General features: G+C 61.4%; 23 protein-coding genes and 1 pseudogene. 15 read left to right on the plus strand and 9 right to left on the minus strand.

Annotated elements, in window-relative coordinates:
- A partial coding sequence (locus AC1MH0_RS23925) for a hypothetical protein (protein WP_480966503.1) occupies positions 1 to 344 on the plus strand: 344 nt, incomplete at its 5' end.
- Between the two features lie 36 nt (positions 345 to 380).
- On the opposite strand, the gene AC1MH0_RS23930 is transcribed toward AC1MH0_RS23925, so the two are convergent.
- Both AC1MH0_RS23930 and traA read right to left on the minus strand, forming a co-directional pair.
- On the minus strand, positions 381 to 1,124 hold the full coding sequence (locus AC1MH0_RS23930) for a DUF6118 family protein (protein ID WP_480966504.1): 744 nt from the start codon (positions 1,122 to 1,124) through the stop codon (positions 381 to 383).
- A 6-nt stretch (positions 1,125 to 1,130) separates the two neighbouring features.
- Positions 1,131 to 4,046, minus strand: a complete 2,916-nt coding sequence (gene traA, locus AC1MH0_RS23935; protein ID WP_480966505.1) for a Ti-type conjugative transfer relaxase TraA — start codon at positions 4,044 to 4,046, stop codon at positions 1,131 to 1,133.
- A 174-nt stretch (positions 4,047 to 4,220) separates the two neighbouring features.
- Here traA and AC1MH0_RS23940 point away from each other — a divergent pair, with 174 nt between their 5' ends.
- Genes AC1MH0_RS23940 through AC1MH0_RS23960 form a run of 5 tightly spaced genes read left to right on the plus strand, consistent with a single transcriptional unit; the run spans position 4,221 to position 7,376 of the window.
- On the plus strand, positions 4,221 to 4,550 hold the full coding sequence (locus AC1MH0_RS23940; protein WP_480966506.1) for a conjugal transfer protein TraD: 330 nt from the start codon (positions 4,221 to 4,223) through the stop codon (positions 4,548 to 4,550).
- 13 nt (positions 4,551 to 4,563) lie between these two features.
- Positions 4,564 to 4,800 carry a conjugal transfer protein TraD gene (locus AC1MH0_RS23945; RefSeq protein WP_480966507.1) on the plus strand — a complete coding sequence of 79 codons (237 nt, stop codon included), beginning with the start codon at positions 4,564 to 4,566 and terminating at the stop codon, positions 4,798 to 4,800.
- A 41-nt stretch (positions 4,801 to 4,841) separates the two neighbouring features.
- On the plus strand, positions 4,842 to 5,498 hold the full coding sequence (locus AC1MH0_RS23950; protein WP_480966508.1) for a DUF6766 family protein: 657 nt from the start codon (positions 4,842 to 4,844) through the stop codon (positions 5,496 to 5,498).
- Positions 5,499 to 5,544: 46 nt separating this feature from the next.
- On the plus strand, positions 5,545 to 5,826 hold the full coding sequence (locus AC1MH0_RS23955) for a hypothetical protein (protein ID WP_480966509.1): 282 nt from the start codon (positions 5,545 to 5,547) through the stop codon (positions 5,824 to 5,826).
- Complete coding sequence (locus AC1MH0_RS23960) at positions 5,826 to 7,376, plus strand: type IV secretory system conjugative DNA transfer family protein (protein WP_480966510.1); 1,551 nt, start codon at positions 5,826 to 5,828, stop codon at positions 7,374 to 7,376. The genes AC1MH0_RS23955 and AC1MH0_RS23960 overlap by 1 nt, the downstream gene beginning before the upstream one ends.
- Positions 7,377 to 7,958: 582 nt before the next feature.
- Here AC1MH0_RS23960 and AC1MH0_RS23965 read toward each other — a convergent pair.
- Genes AC1MH0_RS23965 through AC1MH0_RS23975 form a run of 3 tightly spaced genes read right to left on the minus strand, consistent with a single transcriptional unit; the run spans position 7,959 to position 9,906 of the window.
- The gene (locus AC1MH0_RS23965) at positions 7,959 to 8,912 is read right to left on the minus strand and encodes a replication initiator protein A (protein WP_480966511.1); all 954 of its coding nucleotides are present in this window, start codon (positions 8,910 to 8,912) and stop codon (positions 7,959 to 7,961) included.
- Complete coding sequence (locus tag AC1MH0_RS23970) at positions 8,909 to 9,253, minus strand: hypothetical protein (protein WP_480966512.1); 345 nt, start codon at positions 9,251 to 9,253, stop codon at positions 8,909 to 8,911. The genes AC1MH0_RS23965 and AC1MH0_RS23970 overlap by 4 nt, the downstream gene beginning before the upstream one ends.
- Positions 9,253 to 9,906: a nucleotide-binding protein gene (locus AC1MH0_RS23975; protein WP_480966513.1), complete on the minus strand. Its 654-nt coding sequence runs from the start codon at positions 9,904 to 9,906 to the stop codon at positions 9,253 to 9,255. Before AC1MH0_RS23975 ends, AC1MH0_RS23970 begins: the two co-directional genes overlap by 1 nt.
- 179 nt (positions 9,907 to 10,085) lie before the next feature.
- On the opposite strand from AC1MH0_RS23975, the gene AC1MH0_RS23980 reads away from it, so the two are divergent.
- The 4 genes and pseudogenes from AC1MH0_RS23980 to AC1MH0_RS23995 all read left to right on the plus strand — a co-directional run bounded on the left by AC1MH0_RS23980 (position 10,086) and on the right by AC1MH0_RS23995 (position 12,548).
- Entirely contained in the window at positions 10,086 to 10,625 is a 540-nt protein-coding gene (locus AC1MH0_RS23980) for a hypothetical protein (protein WP_480966514.1), read from the plus strand.
- Between the two features lie 91 nt (positions 10,626 to 10,716).
- A pseudogene (locus tag AC1MH0_RS23985) lies at positions 10,717 to 10,806 on the plus strand (helix-turn-helix domain-containing protein); the annotation flags it as partial.
- A 577-nt stretch (positions 10,807 to 11,383) separates the two neighbouring features.
- Positions 11,384 to 11,689, plus strand: coding sequence for a helix-turn-helix transcriptional regulator (locus AC1MH0_RS23990; RefSeq protein ID WP_480966515.1), 306 nt, complete (start codon positions 11,384 to 11,386; stop codon positions 11,687 to 11,689).
- A gap of 37 nt (positions 11,690 to 11,726) precedes the next feature.
- On the plus strand, positions 11,727 to 12,548 hold the full coding sequence (locus AC1MH0_RS23995) for a reverse transcriptase family protein (protein ID WP_480966516.1): 822 nt from the start codon (positions 11,727 to 11,729) through the stop codon (positions 12,546 to 12,548).
- A gap of 38 nt (positions 12,549 to 12,586) precedes the next feature.
- On the opposite strand, the gene AC1MH0_RS24000 is transcribed toward AC1MH0_RS23995, so the two are convergent.
- The 4 genes from AC1MH0_RS24000 to AC1MH0_RS24015 are packed head-to-tail and all read right to left on the minus strand — an operon-like array spanning position 12,587 to position 14,886.
- Complete coding sequence (locus tag AC1MH0_RS24000) at positions 12,587 to 13,549, minus strand: tyrosine-type recombinase/integrase (protein ID WP_480966517.1); 963 nt, start codon at positions 13,547 to 13,549, stop codon at positions 12,587 to 12,589.
- Positions 13,546 to 13,977, minus strand: coding sequence for a hypothetical protein (locus AC1MH0_RS24005; protein WP_480966518.1), 432 nt, complete (start codon positions 13,975 to 13,977; stop codon positions 13,546 to 13,548). Before AC1MH0_RS24005 ends, AC1MH0_RS24000 begins: the two co-directional genes overlap by 4 nt.
- Before the next feature lie 28 nt (positions 13,978 to 14,005).
- The gene (locus AC1MH0_RS24010; protein WP_480966519.1) at positions 14,006 to 14,689 is read right to left on the minus strand and encodes a GIY-YIG nuclease family protein; all 684 of its coding nucleotides are present in this window, start codon (positions 14,687 to 14,689) and stop codon (positions 14,006 to 14,008) included.
- The gene (locus AC1MH0_RS24015) at positions 14,683 to 14,886 is read right to left on the minus strand and encodes a hypothetical protein (protein ID WP_480966520.1); all 204 of its coding nucleotides are present in this window, start codon (positions 14,884 to 14,886) and stop codon (positions 14,683 to 14,685) included. Before AC1MH0_RS24015 ends, AC1MH0_RS24010 begins: the two co-directional genes overlap by 7 nt.
- 94 nt (positions 14,887 to 14,980) lie before the next feature.
- On the opposite strand from AC1MH0_RS24015, the gene AC1MH0_RS24020 reads away from it, so the two are divergent.
- The 5 genes from AC1MH0_RS24020 to AC1MH0_RS24040 form a co-directional block, all read left to right on the plus strand.
- Positions 14,981 to 16,216, plus strand: coding sequence for a DNA adenine methylase (locus AC1MH0_RS24020; protein WP_480966521.1), 1,236 nt, complete (start codon positions 14,981 to 14,983; stop codon positions 16,214 to 16,216).
- Between the two features lie 101 nt (positions 16,217 to 16,317).
- A complete protein-coding gene (locus tag AC1MH0_RS24025; protein WP_480966522.1) occupies positions 16,318 to 18,417 on the plus strand; it encodes an N-6 DNA methylase in 2,100 nt (699 codons plus the stop codon).
- A 69-nt stretch (positions 18,418 to 18,486) separates the two neighbouring features.
- Entirely contained in the window at positions 18,487 to 19,050 is a 564-nt protein-coding gene (locus AC1MH0_RS24030) for a hypothetical protein (protein WP_480966523.1), read from the plus strand.
- Between the two features lie 3 nt (positions 19,051 to 19,053).
- On the plus strand, positions 19,054 to 20,169 hold the full coding sequence (locus AC1MH0_RS24035; RefSeq protein ID WP_480966524.1) for an AAA family ATPase: 1,116 nt from the start codon (positions 19,054 to 19,056) through the stop codon (positions 20,167 to 20,169).
- Positions 20,166 to 21,126, plus strand: a 961-nt coding sequence (locus tag AC1MH0_RS24040; RefSeq protein ID WP_480966525.1) for a hypothetical protein, incomplete at its 3' end; no start/stop codon positions are given. The genes AC1MH0_RS24035 and AC1MH0_RS24040, both read left to right, overlap by 4 nt.

Genomic DNA, 21,126 nt, shown 5'->3' on the forward strand with positions numbered 1-21,126 from the left:
TCAATAGAGACAGCGTTCCACTTATATTCGATGCAAAGTATAAAGGTCGTTCTGATCGTGGGTTTGAAGGCGTGTCTCCGAGCGATCGATACGAAGCCATGGCATTTATGCACGCCACGAGTTCAACACACGCGACTCTGATCTACCCGAATACAGGAGAATCTCGCGCCTGCGGATCAACTGCACTGCTCGAAACTGTTGAGCTTCCTACCGGGACCGTCAAGGGAACTAGCATCGAGATCAACGGTATCAGCGAGTTTGGCGGATTATCTCGGTTTGCGCACGGACTGAAAGGTCTCGTCGATGCGCCTCAGTGCCTAACGGGTGCGATTGAGGTGCTCTGAAGAACAGTTCCTCTGCACAGCGTTGACCGGTCTTCGTCATCGCTCACGGGCATCCGTATCGGCTTGCCCCGTCATGACAACACATTTGACTGGCTCACCAATTTTAGCGGCGGCTTTCCAACATCGGTTTAGAACCTTCCGGTTATCCTGAACAATGATCGCCCCTGCGACCATCGTGTTCCATGTCTCGGGCGAGCTAGTCGTCGCCAGTTGCCGGCCTGCATCCCACATCGGCAAGCGCAGCGTCTGCGCCGCCATCCTCTCGGGCCAATGCCAGCCTGCCGGCATCGCGCGTGCGACGAGGCCCGCGCCGGCCGCCCACAGCGCCATGCCGAACACCGCCCCGCTGATCGCCGACCACGCGAGCCATCGGTTCTGCTCGTCGCCCTTGCGCGCGGATGCCATGCGACCGCTGAGCTGGCGCACCCCGTCCTCAAGCGCGGTACGCAGCGTTACGATCGATCGCTGATCCTCCTGACGCGCCGTGACGGCTGCTGCTGCGATCCGCGATGCCATATGCTCGGGCGTCATCGCCAGCGCCGGACTCCGCGCGATCACGTCGTTGATGACCGCGATACGCTCGGCCGTGGCGTCCACGCCTTGCTGCATCCGCCCCAACGTCTCGGAATAGTCCGGAACGTCGATATGCGCCCGCTCGGCCGCCAAACCCTCCACGGCACGGCGTAGCAAGGCCAGCTCGCGGTCCTGGCCTTCGATCACGGCGCGCAACCGGTCGAACGCCTCTGCGGGGTCACCGCCGTCCTGAATATCGTCGTCCATCATCACCTACCGGCTCATGCCATGATCGCGGTCGCGGCCAATCGTAACCGACTGCGCCAGCTCGTTTGAGATTGACCGGCCGCGCTCCATTTTCAGTTCCAGCTCGGGCGCGCGACGGTGCAACGCGGATTCGAGCTGCGGGTCGCGTTGTAGCCCGCCCGCGATGCTCTCCATGCGCTTGCCGAGCCGTTCCGCACCCGCACGGTCGCCGGCACGCTCCATGCTGGCTCGCGCCTCCTTCAAGCCCTGCCACTGCTCCACGAACCGGCCCGCGCGTTTCTCCGGGTCGGTGCGGACCTGGCGCTCGGTTTCCATTGCCTTCGCCGCGCCGCCCGTGTTGCCCTCGGCCGCGTCTCGCGCAAGCTGGGGGTTGCGCTCGATCGCGCTGGCGAGGTCGCGCGCGCCATGCGGTCGCACTTGGTCGAGCGCATCGCCGGCCTTCGCCAGCGCCTGTTCCTGGTGCGCCAGCACCGGCAACCCCTTGTCCCGCATCCGGCCTATATCCGCTGCGGCGCGCCCATAGCGTTCGATCGCGCGGGCCTGCGAAAGCGCCAGCGGCCGATCGGCCGCGACAGGCTCCGGCGACGTCGCCTTCTCGGTTGCCGGCTTCGGCCGGAAGTTGTCGAACATGCCCCGCGCCTTGTCGCGGACCTTCGCCACCATTTCACGCGCGCGTTCCGGGAACCGGATCTCGCGCCGATCGGCGAACGCGCGCGCCTGATCCTGCTCGGGCTTGGCGTAATCGCCCGCCATGTCCTTGCCCCGATCACGCGACAGGGCGCGGACGAGCTGGCGCTGATCGGCGAAGTCGTCGCGGCCATAGTGAAGCTGCACGTCGTCACGGTGCCGCGACATGCCGACATAGGCGCTGTGCCGGTCCATGCCGGGGGTGGCGAGGACGTGGGCGCGATCGACCGTCACGCCCTGCGATTTGTGGAACGTGGCGGCATAGCCATGATCGACATGGGCATAGTCCTTGGTGTCGAACGCGACGCCGCGCCCGTCATCGAGGCGCACCGCCATGCCCTCGGGCGATACCCGCTCGATCGTGGCCAGCGTGCCGTTCTTAACGCCCATGCCCCGCTCGTTGCGCAGGAACATGATGCGGTCGCCGGTCGCGAACTGGCGCTCGCCCCGCTCGGCCTTCACCGTCACGTCGTCGCCAAGGTCGCCGGATGCGCGCAACCGGTCGCGCGCCTCGCCATTGAGGCTCTGCACCTCGGCGTTGGTGTGGGTAAGGATGATGCGGGTCTTGTCCGGCTCGGCCTGGCGCGCACGATCCCAACCGTCCACCAGCTCGCCCCGCGCCTGTTCGCGCGTGTCGGCCGCGTGAACCATGCCCTTGCCGTCATAGGCATGGATCGCCTCGCCGGTGCGCCCGGTCGCCAGCGCGCGCGTAGCATCGCGCTGCCAGTCCTCGCGCTGCCGGCGTATCTCGGTGATCTCGGCCGCGCCGTGGCGCTCGGTGACGCTGCGGAAAGCCGCTCCCGCCTCGATCGCCTGCAACTGCTCGGGGTCGCCGACCATCACGACCTTGACCCCGGCGTCACGCGCCTGGCTCAACACCCGCTCCATCTGGCGCGAGCCGATCATGCCGGCCTCGTCCACGACCAGCACATCCTTCGGGCCTAGCTGCTCGCGCCCCTGCCCCCATGCGTGTTCAAGGCTGGCGATCGTCCGCGAGCTGATGCCGGACCCGCCTTCAAGGTTCTCGGCCGCGATGCCCGACAAGGCCGCGCCGCGCACCGTGTAGCCCTGCCCCTCCCACGCTTCGCGCGCGACGCCCAGCATCGCCGATTTGCCGCTGCCGGCGTAACCGACGACCGACACCAGCCCGGCGCTGCCGGTGACATGATCGAAGGCGTCGCGCTGCTCGGCCGACAGGACAAGCCCTCGTCCCTTGGCCGCGCCTATCGCATTCTCGCGATGCCGATCGGCGACACCATGCCCGGCACGGCCCGCCAGCTCGTCGCCGGCACGCTCAAGCCGGTTCTCCACCGCGATCATCTCGCGCGACGTGAACCGCTCCTGGTCGCGCCCGTCCTTCCCCAACGCGACCAGCTCGGGGCTGGCGCGCACCGCCCCCATCACCTGGTCGAACTGCTCCTTGCCGTCGCTGTGCCGGAACGCGAACGCCGCAAGGTCGCGGGTGGTGAACGTGGCTTGGCTGCGCGTGATGGCATCCAGCGCGATATTGGGATCGGCGATGATCTTCGCGCCATTCTCTCGCGCAATGCGCGTGTGATCCTCGATCCGCTCCGCCTCAAGCCCCTGCTCCGGTCGCCGCGATGCTGCGGGTCCGATCTTATGCTGCGGCTCCAGCTCGATCCCCTGCGCCTCATAGCTGCGATGATCGATCCGGCCTTCCAAACCCAACTCGGCCATCGCCAAGTTGACGTGCGCGCTCCACGCCTCGCGCCAATCCTTCAACAGCTCGGTGCTGTTCCAGTCGCGGTTCTTCTTCCCGAACCCCTCCGGCCCGACTTCACGCATCGTCATCATCACATGCGCGTGCGGCTTGGAGCTCCCGTCCTCCGCCTTGTCCCAATGCACGTTGAGGTCCGCGATCATCCCGCGATCGACAAACTGCTTCTTCACGAAATCGCGGGCGAGCTGGACGCCCTGCTTCTCGTTCATTTCGCGCGGAATCGAGAACTCCACCTCGCGGGCAAGCTGCGCGTCCTTGCGCTTCTCCCCTGCCTCCACCTCGTTCCACAGCGTCGTGCGGTCGTTTAAACGCTCCGGCGCGCCCTGCGGCAACATCACCTCGGAGTGGATCACGCCCGCCTTGTTGCTGAAGTCGTGATCGCGCCCAAGCCGGTCGTCGTGCAGCTCGGACGCGGAACGATAGGCGGCGCTCGCAACGGCGCTCGATCCGTTCGCGCGGCTCACAACCTTGGCGGAGAAGTGGTAGATCGCCATGACGCTCCTCACACTGCCCTACTTAGCGCACGTCGGCAACGACGTATAAGCGCGCACTCACAACTCGCTGCGCTCCTCCTGATTGACTTGGTGCTGCTTCCTGGCCGTTCTGGCTTTACCCTCAAGCTGGGTGCGCTAAGATGCTGCTGACCGATACGCGGAAGGGTGAAGACGATGCGGAAGGTTCGCGATTACGATGCCGAGCTAAAGGCGCTGGGCGACAAGGCCCGCGCACTCAAGGCGAAGCGGGTTGAACAGCTCGGGCAACTGGTCGCCGCGACCGGTGCCGATGCGCTCGATGCGGAAACCCTCGCCGGTGTGCTGCTGGACGCGATCGGATCTAAGGATGCCGGCGCGAAGGAGGCATGGCGTGCGAAGGGCGCTGCCTTCTTTCAGCGGCGCGGGCGCAAAGGTGGCGGCGCTGCTACAATCGACGGATCGGGCGCTGCGACTGAACCGGGCGGCGACACTGCGAGCGGAAGCGGCGGAACGGCGAACGGATAGCAGGGGCTGGGTCGTGCAGCGTCGCGAACGAACACGCCACCTCATTGAGCTGGGCGGGCTGGTCCAGAAGGCCGGACTGGTCGAGCTGACCGATGACGATCGCGCCACCCTCTACGGTGCACTGCTCGATCTCGCCGGACGCGGTCGCGGCGACGATGCCGGCGACGTGCTGGCGTTGTGGAAAAGGCGCGGAAAACGCGCGTTCGACGCTGAGGCCGATGCGCCTTCTAGCTCGCTTGCTGAGGGGTGACGCCGTGACGGTCGATCATCGTGAATGGGGAAAGATCGATCATGCGCATCTTTAAGAACAATGGCCTGACGATCGTGCTCCTCCTGCTGTTCGGGGGCAGCATCCTTGGCCATTTGCTGGCCGGGTGGCAGGTCGCCAACTCCGATGCAGCTCGTCATGGTCAGAAAATCATGACGCTTTCGGCCTATGCGATCAGCGCCGAATTCCTGTCGTCCGTTTTCGAAAACTGGGAGAGCGAGTTCCTTCAGATGTCGGCCTACGTCGTGCTGACGGCGATGCTCTTTCAACGTGGATCGTCGGAATCAAAAGACCCAGATGGCGAGCCTCGCGATCAGCATCTCGAACAGCAGGCGATGAAGCCTGGCGCACCGGCAATCCTGCGCTGGGGGCCTGTCTGGCGGGCACTCTATGCACGGTCGCTCGGCATCGTGCTTTTCCTTCTGTTTCTGCTGTCGTTCGTTGTTCACTGGACGCAAAGCGCCGCTGTCGCCGCACAGGAAGCGCGTGAGCATGGCGAGGTCGCGCCTACGGTTTGGGGCTATCTCGGTGATCCACAGCTCTGGTTTGAATCTTTCCAGAATTGGCAAAGCGAGTTCCTCTCAACGGCGGTCCTGGTCGTCCTCTCGATCTACCTGCGGCAACGCGAGTCCCCTGAGTCCAAGCCTGTAGCGGCATCGCATGCCCATACCGGCGACTGATCCGGCACACGGCAACGAACCTCTCGCGGGGTGGAAGGAAGGCACCATGAGCGATTTCGATATCGAGACGATCCGCCGCCAGGTCCGCGCGATGGATTTCGTGCGCGGCACGCCGGCGGAAATTGCCATGTGGCAGGAGGACATGGCGGACTCGCGCGCCAATTTGGTCATCGAGAACATGATCCCGACGCCCAACGACGATGCGTTTTTCGCGATGATGCTGGACGAGGGCGTGCCCCCTCCTCTCGTGTCGCAAATCCTGCTCCGGCTGCTCGATCATCCCGACGCCGATCGTTCCCTGCCGGTCACGCCGATGGGTGCGCACTGATGCCCCGGCGACGGATCAGCCCGCTGTTCGCGGTCTTCGTTGCCTTCGTGGTGCTGATGGCGAGCAATGCCTGGCTTAAGAGCATCTTCGGCTATGGCGAGATCGCGACCGACATTCCGTTCCTGCTGGCCGGCGCGGTCCTGTTCCTGGCCTGGCGGTTCAACCGGCGCGCCGCTAACCAGCGCAGCGATCTGCTAGGTTCCGCCCGCTTCGGGGACCGTGCCGACGTGCGGAAGCTGGAAGCGAACGGAGATCTCTTGATCGGCCGCTCGGCGAAGTCGGGGAAGCTGCTGCACTACGACGGCGCGGCGCATCTGCTGACGATGGCACCCACCCGGTCGGGCAAGGGCGTCGGCACGATCATCCCTAACCTGCTGCTGCTCGATCGCTCGGTGATCTGCATCGACCCCAAGGGCGAGAACGCCCGCGTCACCGCCCGCGCGCGTTCCGCCAAGGGCAAGGTCTGGTGCCTTGATCCGTTCGGCGTGTCGGGTCAGCCCCCTGCCCGCTACAATCCACTCGACCGGCTCGATCCCGCCAGCCTCGATCTCGCGGAAGATGCCAACACCCTCGCCGACGCGCTGGTGCATGACGCGCCGGGGCAATCGGGCGAGGCCCACTGGAACGAGGAAGCCAAGGCGCTGATCGCCGGGCTGATCCTGCACACCGTCGTCCACGAACCTGCCGATCGCCGCGTGCTGGCAACGGTGCGCGACAAGCTGACGCTCGCCCCTGCCGGCTTCGCCGCGCTGCTGGCCGATATGCAGAACAGCGCCGGCGCCGGTGGCCTGATCGCCCGCGCCGCCAACCGCCAGCTCGGCAAGTCCGATCGCGAAGCCGCTGGCGTGCTGTCCTCGGCGCAGCGCCATACCCACTTTCTCGACAGCCCGCGCATCGTCGCCAGTACGGCCGCGTCCGATTTCACCTTCGCGGGATTGAAGGACACGACCGCCACCGTGTTCCTGTGCCTGCCGCCCGATCGGCTCGATACCTATGCCCGCTGGCTGCGGTTGCTGGTGAGCCAGGCCGTCACTGACATGGCGCGGTCCACCGCCCGCCCTGCCCGGGCGGTGCTGTTCCTGCTGGACGAGTTTGCCGCGCTCGGCCGCCTCGAACCGGTCGAGCGCGCGATGGGGCTGATGGCGGGCTATGGCCTTCAGCTCTGGCCGATCCTCCAGGACATGCACCAGCTCAAGGCGACCTATGGCGAGCGGGCCGGCACGTTCATGTCCAATGCGGGCGTGATCCAGACGTTCGGGGTCAACGATCATGCGACCGCCGACATGCTCTCGCGCACGATCGGAGACACCACGATCGAATATGACACCGTCAGCACGTCGCGCGGTACGGGCTGGGGCGATAACCGTGCGGGCCCTTCGGAAAGCGTCAGCGGACACGTCTCCGCTCGCCGGCTTGCCACGCCCGACGAGATCATGCGGATGCGGCCCGACCAGGTCCTGCTGCTCCGCCAGGGCGAACACCCGCTCGCGGTTGAGAAAATCCGCTATTACAACCAGCGCGAGTTCGCCGGGTTGTTCGATCCGGCGTGATTTAAGCCCCGCTGGCGACGTTCGCCGCAACAGGCACCCGGAACTACCCGAAAGCCTTTCTCCTGTTCTCACGACGTGCCTGGGAGACTGTAGCAAGCAATTGCATCGGCACCTGCCCCTGCTTCTTCCCCGCTTAGCCAGCGGCGCTTGCGCCGCCTCTGTGACGCCGAAGGCGGCACGAAACGAAGGCGCATCGGCCAAAGGCCGATTCCACATGCCTTCCTTGTTGCGAAGTGGGTGAGGTTCTAGCGTTAAATGATTCTATTAAATAGGAATCGTTAAGTAGGTTAAGCTGCTAAAAAAGCGGAATCTTTGCTTTGTTGTCAGAGCGTTGCAAGACCGTCCGGTGGGTGAAACCCCGTGATTCGGTGGGTGATCCCCCGATAGTGCGGTGTGTGATCCCCCGAAGCAAAGGTGGGTGAAACCCCGAGTCCCGCGATGCCTTTAACGGTCTTTTCGCGCCGGTTATCCACAGCGCGGACGGCTGCGTGGCGTTGATTGTGGCCGTCCCAAGTCTGCTCGGCCGTCGGTCGGTGTGTGAAACCCCGATAGTGGGGCCTGTGGTGGGTGAAACCCCGATAGTCAGCGACGCCCGGCAAGCCGGTCCATGCGGGCGTCCACCTCGTCGGCGTGGCGACGATCGGCGTCGAAGCGGACGCGCCGCTCTTCCTCGGCCCGCACCCGCTCGGCGAACGCTAGCGCCTCCGCTTCGCCGCGCTGCTTGAACAGCACGGCCGGGGACTTGTCGGTCGTCTCGGTCAACTCCATCGCATAGTCGGGGAGCTGGTCAGCCTCGATCACCCGCCGGAGCATTCGATTGAACTCCTTGGGCTGGGCGTCGCTGCCCGTCTTGTCGCGCAAGACCTGTACCCGGCACAACCACCCGCCGCGCTGCGTGCCTGCGTGCTTGCGCGCGATGCGATACAGCGCGCGCTCCAATCCCCCGGACAGGAGGAAATAGTCGGGGTGCATGGTGAGCAACGACTTCTCGTTGACGATCCCCTCATAAACCCAATCGGAGAGGGTCAGCGTCATGCCGCGCGGCTGCTCGGTCTCGGCGTCGGTGTCGAAGGTCCAGCTATCGAGCCAGTTGAAGCCAGCCTTCTGTCGGCGCTTGGTCGCGCGGATTGAGGTCGTGATCGATGTCGTTTGCAGCCGTAGCAACGCCGCCTGCAACTCCTGATAGTCCCTACCCCCGGTGCTGCGCTTGATCGCTCGCAACAGGTCGTAGGGCGTCGTGGTCAGCGTGCGCGGCAGATCGTTCAAGCCCTGCTGCTTCATGCGATTGAGCGTGGATGCCGCCCATATCAGGATATCGGCGTCCCATATCGTCGCCATGCCGTAGTCGGGAATGGCCTGCACGCGCACCCACGCCTCGCCGTCCGGGCTGCGATACTCGATCGGCTTCAATCGCTTGCGTTTCTGAAGCGAGAAGAACGGCCGCTCCATGACCTCGCGCTGGTCCTTGAGCGGAAGGTCGCCCAGCGCCGGGATGAACAGGTCGAACTCGGGGTTGGGATCGCGCCGCTTGCTCACGGGGCGAACCTCGTGTGGCCTCGCGTGACGAGATACTGGCGGAGCAAGCGTTCGGTGATGACGGTGAGCGGTTCCCCACCCTCCTCCACGCTAAGCTGGCGAAGCGCGCGATGCATGTCCTCGGGAATGTGGATCAACACCGGCTTCTTGCCCGGGTGGCTGCTGCGCCGCTCCGGCACTGCCGGTGCCGGCGTATCGGCCGAACGCCGCGATCGACGCGGGGCTGCCGCCCGCTGCGGCTCGGGGGCTGACTGGGGAGCGGGAGCGGGAGCGGGAGCCGGTGCCAGTTCCTCGACCTCATCATCGAAGATGCTGGCAAGCGCGGAAGGCTTCTTCGCCATTATGCCGCCTCGCTTACTGGCTTAGTCGCAAAGCCGCTTAGTCGCTTAGCTTCGTCATAGGCGGCGCGCAGCTCGGCCGCCGCCTTGCTGTCCGGCTCCGTCTCGGCTGCGGTACGTCCAAGCGGCGTCGCCTTGTAGAAGTCCTTGCGGAAGTGAAGGCGGCTGTCGAACATCGTCACGCCCTTGGCCGCGAACCCGGCATGGGCCTCCTGCCCCTCCCCGCCCTGGTGCGGAACCTGGGTCAGAATAACGGCGAAGGGGGTGCCGGCCTGCTGCACCTGCTTGACGGTCTGCAACACCGAATGAACGTCCAGCCCGCGCGGCGCAACGGGGATGATGACGAAATCCGCCTGCTCGGCCGCGAGCATAGCGATGTCTTTGGAGTTCGCCGGCGTGTCGATGATGATAAGGTCGATCTTGCCGCTGCCGCGCCCGCGCGAGACGTGAAGCGGCAGGCCTGCAACGCTGCTGTCCTTCACCGTCACGTCGTCGTCGTCGCGGCGCTCCGACCAGTAAAGCGCCGAACCTTGCCGGTCGTCGGCATCGAGGATGACGACGGATGCCCCTTCCCGCGCCGCCTCGACGGCGAACCCGGTCGAAAGGGTGGTTTTGGATTGCCCGCCCTTCTGAGCGATCACGGCCCATACCTGCATAGCTGTTACTCCCACTAAGCTGATAAGCGAGCTATATCGCTTAGTCGCTTAGCTGCAAGGGAAACCGCTAGGATGGGAACCCCGCGTGGATTCGCCAGCATTCGGCCCTGACTTGTCCGTGGCCCACGAAATGCCAATATACATGGCACGGCTTGAAGCCGTGTTTGACTTCATAGGCCATGAGCCAAGGAGCACAGAAGGAGCACAGAAGGAGCATATTTGGTTTCGGCGCCAGCTACGGCGGCGTCACGGACGTTACGTCCTACTTCCTTCAACTAGGTGTCGCGTGCAGCGGCTGGGAGCCTAGCACACCTCCAAATGCAGCCGCGTCGCTGCATGATGGCGAGGCTCCGTTTATCGAAGCGACGCTCCGGTCCATCCGGATTGGCGACATCGCGTTTATAAAATCGTTTTCGCCAGGTGCAGGACTGCGCATCAAGGGCGTTGGCTTAGTCACCGATGCTCGTCCGCACGAGATTGACACCGCAGCCTTATATCCGATCGATAAAATCTGGCCCTCGGAGACACGATTGGGCACGGGCGTAAAGGTGCGATGGACTTGGCCTGATGTGCATGACGGCTCTGTGTTCTGGCTACTGCCGCAGCTCACTGATCGCGGAACCAACATGCGTACCGGCACAATCTACGAGGAACACGGCCCTGATGTTGCGGCCATCCTGATGGACCTCATGCTCGATCCCACCATGCGTCAGCGGTAAAAGCCGAAGTCGGCGGCATCCTTTAATCGGATGTCGCCGACGATCCTTTTCTGTTCAAACTGGGCTTAATAGCTTAATAGCTTAATAGCTTAATAGCTTAGAGAAGTGGGAAACCGGGGCGAAAAAGCCCAGTGGCGCGGCACTCAAGCTCCTGTCGATCGCCCAGAAGCACGGGATTCAAAATCCTCGCCTGAACACAGCTAGGGACCGTGACATTCACGCCACACCCGCCCAAGGAACTGGAACTTAATCCGCTCTAAGCGGATTTTCTTCTTGCGTTGGATCGCTGCTCAGGCGACGAGAGTGCCGTTCAGACAATAAGGGGATCGGTCGTCATTCACTGAGGTTAAACCCTCCTGGCAGGCTTCGGCTTGCTACCCAATAGCTGCGGTCGTGCGGGTCTCCCGTGCAGCGCGGCGAGCGCGCCCCGGACGGCCGGGGCCCGCTCTGGTGATCAGGGCAAAAACGTTCCTTCCCCACTCCTCCGAGCCATGACGGCGCCCTTTCCGAAATCCTTCGCGATTGGGTGGCAGAGAGGAAACCAAGCCAATGTCAAAGTTGGAACTGAACGGGGAACGTAGGCGGACGAAAACGAGTTTGCGGCGGCGATGGGCTAAACCCCTGATCCGCCCGCAAACATTGAAGCTGGTGATCAAGGTGGGGCAGGGGATCGTGAAGATCCTCCAGCTCATTCTTTCGATTATCAAGATCTTCCGGGAGTAACCGCCACCCTGAATTACATTTTGAAAGGCAAATAAATGTTGGGTGAAGCCCTTCGCTTAATCAGGGTCTACCACGACCTAAAGCAAAAGCAGGCCGCCGAACGCCTTGGCGTGTCGACTTCTTATATTTCTGAAATTGAAAAAGGCACGAAGACGCCAACTTTGGATACCATCCAGCGGTATTCGAAAGCTTTTGACATGCCCGTATCGTCAATCATGTTCTTTTCGGAAAGCTTGGAACAGGGCGGTGCCTACGATAACGCAAGGTCGTTCGTTGCCGGCAAAGTCCTTGCCCTGATGCAGTTCCTCGAAGCTCGTTCTGGTCGAGCCCATGCCGACTAGGAAGCCCCTTCCTCTGAACCAATCGCGACTGTTCAAAGTGAGTAGCCCCGCGAAATTGGCGCAGGTGTTAGGTCTTGAAATAGCAGAGCTGACGGCCTTCAGTCAGGATGAGGGGCAATACCACGAATTCGATATCGAGAAGAAGGGCGGCGGGGTGCGCCGCGTCGAGAACCCCGCACCACCGCTTAAAAAGGTGCAGGCGCATATTGCGAAACTCCTTTCCTCAATCGATCCGCCAGACTTCTTGTTTTGCCCCGTTAAAGGCCGCTGCTACGTCTCAAACGCGGCATCGCATCGAGGAAGTCGTGTCGTGCACTGTCTCGACATTAAAAAGTTTTTCCCCAGCACGCCATCGCGACGTGTCTTTTGGTTTTTTGAGAAAATCATGAAGTGCCGCCGCGATGTAGCGGCCATTCTCACATCGTTATCGACCTATCAAAAGCGGCTACCTACAGGCAGTCCGCTCAGCCCGATCATGGCATACTTCGCCTACTACGACTTGTGGGCCGAAATGAACGTCTTCTGCGAGAAGCGCAATTACACGCTCACGGTCTATATCGATGACGTGACCATATCCGGCGTAAAGGTACCGCTTTCGGATATCTGGGAAATCAAACAGATGATCCACCGGTATGGCCTTCGCTACCACAAGGAGAAGACCTTCGTGGATCGACCCGCCGAGATAACCGGCGTTATCGTGAACGGCGACGTCGTATCGGTCCCGAACCGGCAGCACCTTAAACGCCATGTCGCTCGTCACGAACTCCAAGAAGCGGAGGGCGACACTGACGCGCTGAAAAACCGACTAGCCGGCCTGGACGGGCAAATTCGCCAGGTCGCACGCCACAATCATGGCTGAAGCCGCGCCATGCTTGTCGCTCCTGCATATATGTCGCGCTAGATCAGCACCCGCTCAACCTCGTCCAGCGTCACGTCGTCCGGACGGCGATCGTAGAGCTGGGTGGTCCGGGTAGACGCATGGTTCGCCATCGTCGCGGCCCGCTCCAATGTCCCGCCGTTTTTCAGATAGGCGGTTATCCCGGTTGCCCGAAAAGAGTGGTTGCCGATCGCCGTCTCGATGTCGGCCGCGACGGCGCGACGGCGCACCATCTGGAAGGCATTTGCCTGGGGGAGGGGTGTGTCGCTTAGTCGCTTAGTCCCGCGCGCAATCGTGCGGAACAACGGCCCTTTTCGATCCTCGCGCAGCTCGCATCCGTCGAGATATGCGGCCAAATAGTCCTCTAGATTGTGGTGGCACGGCATCTCGTGGCGCTTGCCGCCCTTCTCATGCAGCCGCACCCATAGGCGTCGGTTCTGCACAAACACGTCCTCCACGCGCATCGCTAGCGCCGCGCCGATCCGTGCGAACGAATAGACCATCAGGCCGATCAGCGCCCGGTCGCGCAAACCTGCCGGCGTCGTCACGTCGATCGCGTCCAGCAAGCGCCGCGCCTCTTCGGGGGCTAGCACCGGCGTTTTGCCACGCCGGACGCTATGCGTCGGCCCGCGCACCGACGCAGCCGGGTTCGTCGGCACAACCTGTCCTGTGACCAGCCAGTCGAACAGATGACGCACGCCTGCAAGCCGCTGCTTGACGGTCGGCACGCTCACCTCACGGCCGAGTTGCTCAATCCAGGCAGCGACGTGGAGGGGCTGCACGCCCGTGATCGATGCGACGCCGCGTGCTTCGCACCAGGCCAGGAACTCGCCGACTGCACGGGCATAGGCGCGGCGCGTATGCGGATTGCGGATCGTGACGGCAAAAAACTCCAGGAAACGGAGCTGGGCGCGATCGTCGGCCGACGCGATCAACGCCGGCAATGTGAGAGTGGGAGAGTGAATGGGCGCAAGCTGGTTCATATCGACCCCGCTTCGCCGGCCGCCTCGGCCGCAACTGCCTCGATCGGGGTAAAGCAATAGGACGCACATGCGGCTATCGTCGCCTTTGACGGGCGCGGCTTTGAGTAAGCGCCGCCCTCCGTCCACGAAACGGTTTTGGTCACGCCTTCTGCTTCGGCCAGCGCAACCATCTCGTCGTGTGGCATGACATACCAAGCACCGGCGATTGGGAAGGCCATCCATATGTCGCGATCGATATATTTGCGATCAATCGTCCAGCGACCCTTAAGCTGCACCTTGCGAACAACGCCATCACTCTCACGGTAGAGGATGAAATCGACCCCTCCATCATAAACGGGCAGGAAGGCATTGAACCCCTGATCCAGCGCGAGGCTTACGACCGTGTTGCGGTTGATGACCTCGCGGACTTGACTACGATAACGGCTCATACGGGCAGGGGCAGGAGAGCGAGCCGGTTCATCGGCCAAGCCCCTGCATGTTCCACTCGGGCTGGATCATCCGGATCAGCCCCGCTTCCAGCCCAGGAGCGGTCAGCACCGGAAGCCCGTTCCACTCGGACGGCTCCGGTGTCGCGATTAGCACCTCTATCTTGCTGCCGGCGCCAAGCGCCGCGAGAATAAGCCCCTTCACCCTCGCGCTGGTGCGCTGCCGCACATGTCCTCGCACATAATGCGCCATGCGGCCCCGGAGGCCGCGTTGGGTCAATCCTATATAGCGGATGATCCCATCAACCACGAATGCATAAACGCCTGCCTCTGGCGGCACGATGCAATCCAACTCGAAAGCCTCGTCGCTGATCGATGTCCATTGTCCGATCCGCACGAACCCAGCTTCGACGAGGCGGGACGCGGCAACCGGCTCGCTTACGACGACCGGCTCAGGCTTTCGCCGGGCTTTGACCGGGGATCTAGTACGGGGGCTGGCAGGAGCACCGCCGTCTTGTTGTCGCCCCAGACTTATGCCCGATCTTTCGAGAACCTGCCGCACATGCTGGTAGCGAATATCGAGCTGGCTCGCGATCTCGGTTCGGAGGTAGCCGGCTCGGGCAAGAGCGCGAATCTGGTCGGCCTTGGTCGTCAGTCCCGCTGTGACCTGATGGGGCGACAGGCGTTCGCCAAGCGGCGACCCTACGTTCAGCACAACGGGACACCCCGGATGGTGGCCTCGCCGACGATGACTTTGGCGACGCCCGGCCCAACGATCGTGTTTACCCGGCCAACAATCGTTTCGATCGCATCGCCTGGGAACGTGATTTCGACGACGTGCGAGTTGGGAACGGGCAGGCCATCGGCATCGATGACGATCGGCTGCGGGACGAGCTGAACACGATAGGGCATGTGAGGAATCTAACGGGCTTTCTTCATCTGATAAAGGACATTATCATATAAAGCGGGCGGCAGTCGATTGGAAGGGATTCCCAAGGAGCACTCGATGTGGTTCAACCCATCGCTGGGAGGAGGCGGCAGCGACACTCGTTGTCATCGCGCCTGCTGCAAATTTTTCAGTCGAATGTTGCTTCCGTGCGCTAGTGCAATTCGTCACGGGCTTCGCGGCGTCGATAAAGAGGTTGCAATGACATTTCGCTACATCGGTTCAAAAGCTAGGCTGACCGGGGCTCTGTCGCCTTTCATCGAAGCGGTCGATCTCGGCGCCGGTCGATTCGTGGACGCCTTCTGCGGCACCGGTGCTATGGCCGAGGCCGCAGCGGACATGGGATGGCCCGTATGGGTCAACGACGCTTTGGAAAGCGCCATTGTCATGACCTGCGCCCGTCTGACCGCAATCGATGATGCGAAGTTTGCAGAGATTGGCGGCTACGAAGCCGCCCTCAGAAAGCTGAATGCGCTCAAGCCGGCTCGGGGTTTTATCTGGTCGGCATATAGCCCCGCATCGGCGCGGACTGTCGGCTTTGAAAGGCGATATTTTTCGGAAGAGAATGCCGGACGCATTGACGCGATGCGCAGCCTGATTGCGCAATGGGAAGCCAGCGGCTCAATCACAGTGGCGGAAACGCGCCTCTTGCTTGGAGACATGATCAGCGCAGTTAACCGTGTTGCCAACATCGCTGGCACTTACGGGTGCTTTCTATCCAAATGGCAAAAGTCGTCTTTCGATCGCATCGACCTGAGAAAGCGTAATCTGCGCACCGACCCCGTAGAAGTCACCGCAACCGTTGCCGATGTTTATGATTTGAAGGTTGAGCATGACGACGTTGTCTATCTTGACCCTCCCTATACGAAGCGCCAGTATGCTTCCTATTACCACATATTGGAGACAATTGTAATCGGCGATGAGCCAGCCGTTGAAGGCGTTAGCGGACTTCGCCCTTGGAAGAGTAAAGCTTCGCCGTTCTGCTATAAGACACGGGCGCTAGGTGCGCTGACTACTTTGATTACAAGCTTGGACAGCGCCACAGTGTTACTATCGTACAGCGCCGAAGGTCACGTTGATCTAGACGACCTTCGGAGGAATCTTGTTCTTAGCGGTACGGTGGACTGTGTTCCGGTTGAAACCCTAGCACGATACAGGCCGAACAAGGTTGCAAGCTCCAACGGCGATGACGTTGCCGAATACGTGTTAACGTATCAACGGAACGAGCTAGGCCTGAACAAGAAGATAGCTAAAAGAGGTCCACCCCTTCCGGAGGTTGTTGAGGCCGCTGTATGAGTGCGCCAGTTCCTGTTGAGATTGGTCTACTAAGAGCTGCGGACCGTACCCTTGATCGGCAGGCGAGTCGGCTCGGGAAATCGAGTCTCTATGACTCTCGATTGCAAGTTCTCGAAGCAACGGCATCCCTGATCGGCGGCTTCGACCTACAGACGTTTCATTCCAAATTCAGCATTGTCCCGTGTGGTTCGATCGCGACGTTGCAGGACATGGGTGCAGCTGTAGCATCAGCTATCGCCGGTCTGCCGATGCATCCAGCGCTCGCCCTCAGCGCATTGGCCCGGGAACCGTTGTCGGCGCAAGATCGCCGCGCAGCCGGAGCGCATCACACAGATTTCCGCCTTGCGGCACTACTCGGTCGCAAAGCGGCGGAACTAAACCCATTAGGCCGCCCCATCGTGGACCCGGCATGCGGCGCGGGGATTCTGTTGGTCGCCTCCGCCATTGCAATGGCTCAAGGCGATCGGCGCGCCAGGGCGCGGTGGCTTGCCGAAAACATTCACGCAGCCGACGTATCCGCTGCCGCTCTGCGAGGCGCGCGACTATCGCTTGCATCCCTAACCCACGACGTGGGTGCCATATCAAATATGTCGGGGCGCTGGTTCGTTGGTGATAGCCTCCTTCGCCCGCTGACGGAATGGCGGTCAATTTCCCCTCATGGATTTGGCGCGGTCGTAGCCAACCCACCTTGGGAAAAGCTAAAGGTTCATCGTCACGAGTTCGAACGCGCCGCAGGGTGCGAGCGTCATTATGGCCAAGCTCATGACGACGTAGCCCCATTGGCCTATCTCACCGAACGTGCTGACACTCACGCCTACGCGCGCGCGCTGGCAGCTCGGTACTCGTTAGCTGGCGGGGAAATCGACCTCTTTGCAGTTTTCACGGAATTGCTCATCGAACTCGCCGGAACGGACGGCGGTATTTCCGCCCTACTCCCCGCCGGCCTGATCCGTTCGAAGTCGACTGGTCGATTGCGCAAGAAGCTGTTCGACAGCTTCCCTCAGCTGAATATCGCGGTGATTGACAACAAGGCGCGCTTTTTCAGTATTGATACGCGCTTCAAGTTCCTAGCTGTTGCCGGGAACAAGGGTCCTATCGACGATCGAGCAGCGATCCACCTGACCCACTGCGATGCCGACGATCAGAGATGCGTCGAGACCTCACCGGCCATCATTCCGGTCGCAGAGCTTCAATCGTTGCGCCCAGATCTAACGGTCCCCGAGGTACGCTCCGAAGCGCAATGGCAGCTGTTCAGTCGTATGTCGCGGGTCGGGACGAGTTGGGATACCGATACATCTTTATGGGCTCCAGACTTCAGCCGCGAGGTCGATATGTCGCGATACCGGGCACGGTTCCGCAGCGGCGCCGCTGCCGGTTGTTTCATCGTTGTCGAAGGCAGGATGGTGCATCAGCACCGCTTCGGGGCAAAGACGTACGTATCCGGTTCGGGTCGCCGGGCAATGTGGGAAACCACCCCGTTAGGGGGAGCCAGGGTTCAGCCGCAGTTCTGGATCGACGCCAGAGATTTGCCGACCGGCATCCCAGAACGCGCCGAGATCATACGGGCTGGATTCTGCGACATCGCCGGACAGACGAACGAACGCTCGATGATGGCAGCTATCGTCCCCGCTGGCGTCGTTTGCGGAAACAAGGTGCCAACCGTCACTTTCCCCCGCCTTCTGGGAGAGGCGCCGCTCAACACCTGGTGCGGCATGGTCAATAGCTTTGCGTTCGATTGGTTGCTGCGCCGCGTTCTAACGACGACCGTCAACTATTTCCTCCTGCAAAGCGTACCCCTTCCACCAGTAACGCCGACTTCTCTTCCCGGACGTCGAATATCAGCGGCGGCAAGGAAGCTGCGGGAACTGGATACCAGCAGTCCGGGAACACGGACTGCATGGAGGATGGCTGAGTTGCGCAGCAGAATCGACCTGTTGTGCTTTAACGCCTATGGTGTGTCGGGAGACGATGCGGCGGTAATTCTCCAGGATTTCGCATCGTTGGATCGCAGTCAACCGCCGCTTGCAGGCGAGCGGCGATCCACTGTGACACGCGACTATCTTCTTTCGCTGATGGACTATGATGGCAAAGCAGCCGCCACAACCCGCTTCGAAGCGGCCAAATCCCTAGGTGCGATCCCCTACATTTCTTCGCAGAACGGTGAGGATGAGCCAGCGCTTGATGCAGTCGCGTTGGCGTGAAGCTCTTCGTCTTCCTCCTTCTCTATACAATATAATAAGCGCCTAAACAGAAAGAATAGGGGGAGCAGTATGGCCGGTCAGGATGATGGAGTAGTTCGACGTTTGGCATTCAAGGAGGTGGTTGAGGGCGATCTGCTAAAGTTCTTGGCGAAGTCAGCCAGCAGCGGCACCGGAGGAGGTGCCCGCGATCTTCGCTTTCGCCCGTTTAAGAACTTTGATGGCGTGTTCGGCAGGATCCTGACTGGTAGGGAATCTCCAATGCGGCGGAGGAACGGCGTACCTACGCCCGTGCCAATCTACACATCGAAAGTGACTGTTCTCGACGGCATGGGCGGAAGCGCAGTCAAGGACCTGATCTTCGAACCGCCGACCACCGCTCGGGCGGGAGAGGGCCGATTGACACAAGTGAGCAAGCTCGGGCTCAACCCCCCGACTGACGCCGGCCGGCTTCTATTCCTGCTGTTCCAGACTGGCGCAGATACCCCCTTTATCGCGTTCGCCACTTCAAAGCAGATCGACGGCAAGGAATGGCATCCGTTGGTGAACGATTTTCTAGCTGAAGCCCTCGCAAACGTGACGAAGTCCGCGAGAGGGTACATCGATTTTGAAGTACCTGGCTCTTACTACGGATAAGATATGGCAGTTTCACCTGAAGCCCTTGACGTCCTGCGCCGGCTAAAGGAGCGTAAGAACGTACTGGTGTCGGCACCACCGGCTTGCGGTAAGACCCGGCTTATCCAAGAGGTTGCGGACGCATTCGCCAACCCCGCGTCGTTCACAACTCCGCCTGCTGCAACCATGTCGACGGCGACAAGGGTCGCCATTCCTGCTCGCATTCCGACTGGGCAGGGCGGCAACATGACTGACTATCCCAGCGCCGACAGGCCAGCCCGTCATGTGGAGCGGATCGCGTTCTCTGCCAATACCAAGGCGAGAGATTTCACATCGGCCTTCGTTCCAGCAGTCGCCGCTGCCGGTTTCCGCGTCGCATCCGGGGTGTTAGTCCGTGCTAACGCAGCCGCTCTGGGCGGCAGCGCTGCTCTGCTAATTATCGACGAAATGAATCGCGGCCCCGCCGTGCAGCTGTTCGGCGACGCGATCGTCGCAATCGAAGCCGACAAACGCTTAGATGTGAACGATAAGCCGGGGCTCATGAGTTGGCCGATGCAGATCCTCACTGATGCAGGCATCAGCAAAGGTGTGTATCTCTCCAACCATCTCTATATTTTAGCAGCGATGAACCAAGCTGATGTTTCGGTGGAGCCAATGGACCTTGCCTTTCTGAGGCGGTTTGAGCCTTATCGACTCGTGCCTGATGAGAAATATCCACGCGCACTGCTCGCTGCTTCAGGCCCAGATGTTGCGTTGCCAGAAATCCCCTCAGGTCCGGGGGACGTAGTTGAAGCGGCTCTTCGCGCGTGGTCGCACGTGAATGTGCAGATCTCGTTAGGTCGTGGTGAGGATTATCGAATAGGTCATGGTGTATTCCTCTCTGATCCGACAGCTCCAAAATCGGTGGATGAGGCACTTGCCCGGGCGGTTGTCTGGTGGAAGCAGATTGTTTCGCATGTCCGAGAAGCGTTCTATTCGGACTTAATAGGAATGGGTATCGCGTTGCGCGCGGGCAACGATCCTGCTGGCTATAGGATCTTAGATACCCCTTACGGCCTCGATCAGAAACAGCATCTGGTTGAGCCTAAAGAGGGACCAACGACCATCTATGCGACTCTGAAGACGGTGGCGGGTGCTTGAAGGTCCCTGCTAGCATTGAAATTGTCGAGTATGGCTCACCCGTTCCTGCCGTTACGGAACTCGCTAACATTGCCGGCGTCGAATTGGGGGTGGCGGAGAAGATCATACGTGAAGCCGGCGAGCGGGTCCGGCGTCTGCATGGACTAAAGAACAATCCAATCGAGATTACCGATCGCGGGGTTATTGCGGCCGGGATCGCTGGGGTGATCTCGCTGACATCGGACGTTGATCTTGAGATCAGACCAAAATACGCGGCGTCAGGTGTTGCTTGGCGAGAGGACCTGCTTTTTCTCAGCCTTTTTACTACATATGGATATCTCGACCCTCTGCGGTCTATCAGTGCATCCGTCTCGAGCCAGAATACACTCGCGGACCTCGCGGCGCGTGCGTTGATCGGGATGATCGGAGAGAATCGAAGGACGCCGCTTCGGATTCGGAGCCGTCTGACATTCGAGTCATTCGAGATTTCGACGGAGGTTGATCCAGATGATCTGCTCAACCCTGGTGAAGATGGATGGCGCCAAGTTTCGTATGCCATGAACCCCGACAACGAGTTTGCCGCTACGATGGTGGCAGGTGCCGCAGCGCTGTCACCGCTCATGCGCGACGAGGCGATCAGAGCTACCCTGGCGATGATCGTAGCAAGGTTCGGAAAAATTAGGGTTCAGCCAAGCGGTCGACATCGGCAACTTCCGCCACGACTATCAAAATGGCAGAAAGCCTATGACTTCGCATTCCAGCTCGCCCGCAATAGGAGCCTGTCACCACGGTCTGGTGCGCTGGGAACATTTGGGTTCACGTTAGATACGTGGCGCACATGGGAGTCGCTGATTGAGCGTAGCTTAATTCTAGCGCTCGGAGCCTCTAATGTCGATTTGCAGCGCCCCTTCAAGCTCGGAACCAGCACGCGGCCGGGGCGGCCGTCCCTTGTCATAGACGTTTATCCCGATGCAATCA

This window comes from Sphingomonas sp. AP28 (genome assembly GCF_056680455.1).

What these genes read in the sequence shown, in the direction of transcription:
- AC1MH0_RS23960 (WP_480966510.1), top strand. Translation starts at nt 5,826, where the DNA reads ATGCCCCGGCGACGGATCAGCCCGCTGTTCGCGGTCTTCGTTGCCTTC.
- AC1MH0_RS23970 (WP_480966512.1), bottom strand. Translation starts at nt 9,253, where the DNA reads ATGGCGAAGAAGCCTTCCGCGCTTGCCAGCATCTTCGATGATGAGGTC.
- traA (WP_480966505.1), bottom strand. Translation starts at nt 4,046, where the DNA reads ATGGCGATCTACCACTTCTCCGCCAAGGTTGTGAGCCGCGCGAACGGA.
- AC1MH0_RS23980 (WP_480966514.1), top strand. Translation starts at nt 10,086, where the DNA reads ATGAGCCAAGGAGCACAGAAGGAGCACAGAAGGAGCATATTTGGTTTC.
- AC1MH0_RS24030 (WP_480966523.1), top strand. Translation starts at nt 18,487, where the DNA reads ATGGCCGGTCAGGATGATGGAGTAGTTCGACGTTTGGCATTCAAGGAG.
- AC1MH0_RS24035 (WP_480966524.1), top strand. Translation starts at nt 19,054, where the DNA reads ATGGCAGTTTCACCTGAAGCCCTTGACGTCCTGCGCCGGCTAAAGGAG.
- AC1MH0_RS23940 (WP_480966506.1), top strand. Translation starts at nt 4,221, where the DNA reads ATGCGGAAGGTTCGCGATTACGATGCCGAGCTAAAGGCGCTGGGCGAC.
- AC1MH0_RS23930 (WP_480966504.1), bottom strand. Translation starts at nt 1,124, where the DNA reads ATGGACGACGATATTCAGGACGGCGGTGACCCCGCAGAGGCGTTCGAC.
- AC1MH0_RS24005 (WP_480966518.1), bottom strand. Translation starts at nt 13,977, where the DNA reads ATGAGCCGTTATCGTAGTCAAGTCCGCGAGGTCATCAACCGCAACACG.
- AC1MH0_RS23975 (WP_480966513.1), bottom strand. Translation starts at nt 9,906, where the DNA reads ATGCAGGTATGGGCCGTGATCGCTCAGAAGGGCGGGCAATCCAAAACC.
- AC1MH0_RS24000 (WP_480966517.1), bottom strand. Translation starts at nt 13,549, where the DNA reads ATGAACCAGCTTGCGCCCATTCACTCTCCCACTCTCACATTGCCGGCG.
- AC1MH0_RS23990 (WP_480966515.1), top strand. Translation starts at nt 11,384, where the DNA reads ATGTTGGGTGAAGCCCTTCGCTTAATCAGGGTCTACCACGACCTAAAG.
- AC1MH0_RS24020 (WP_480966521.1), top strand. Translation starts at nt 14,981, where the DNA reads ATGTGGTTCAACCCATCGCTGGGAGGAGGCGGCAGCGACACTCGTTGT.
- AC1MH0_RS24015 (WP_480966520.1), bottom strand. Translation starts at nt 14,886, where the DNA reads ATGCCCTATCGTGTTCAGCTCGTCCCGCAGCCGATCGTCATCGATGCC.
- AC1MH0_RS23955 (WP_480966509.1), top strand. Translation starts at nt 5,545, where the DNA reads ATGAGCGATTTCGATATCGAGACGATCCGCCGCCAGGTCCGCGCGATG.
- AC1MH0_RS23950 (WP_480966508.1), top strand. Translation starts at nt 4,842, where the DNA reads ATGCGCATCTTTAAGAACAATGGCCTGACGATCGTGCTCCTCCTGCTG.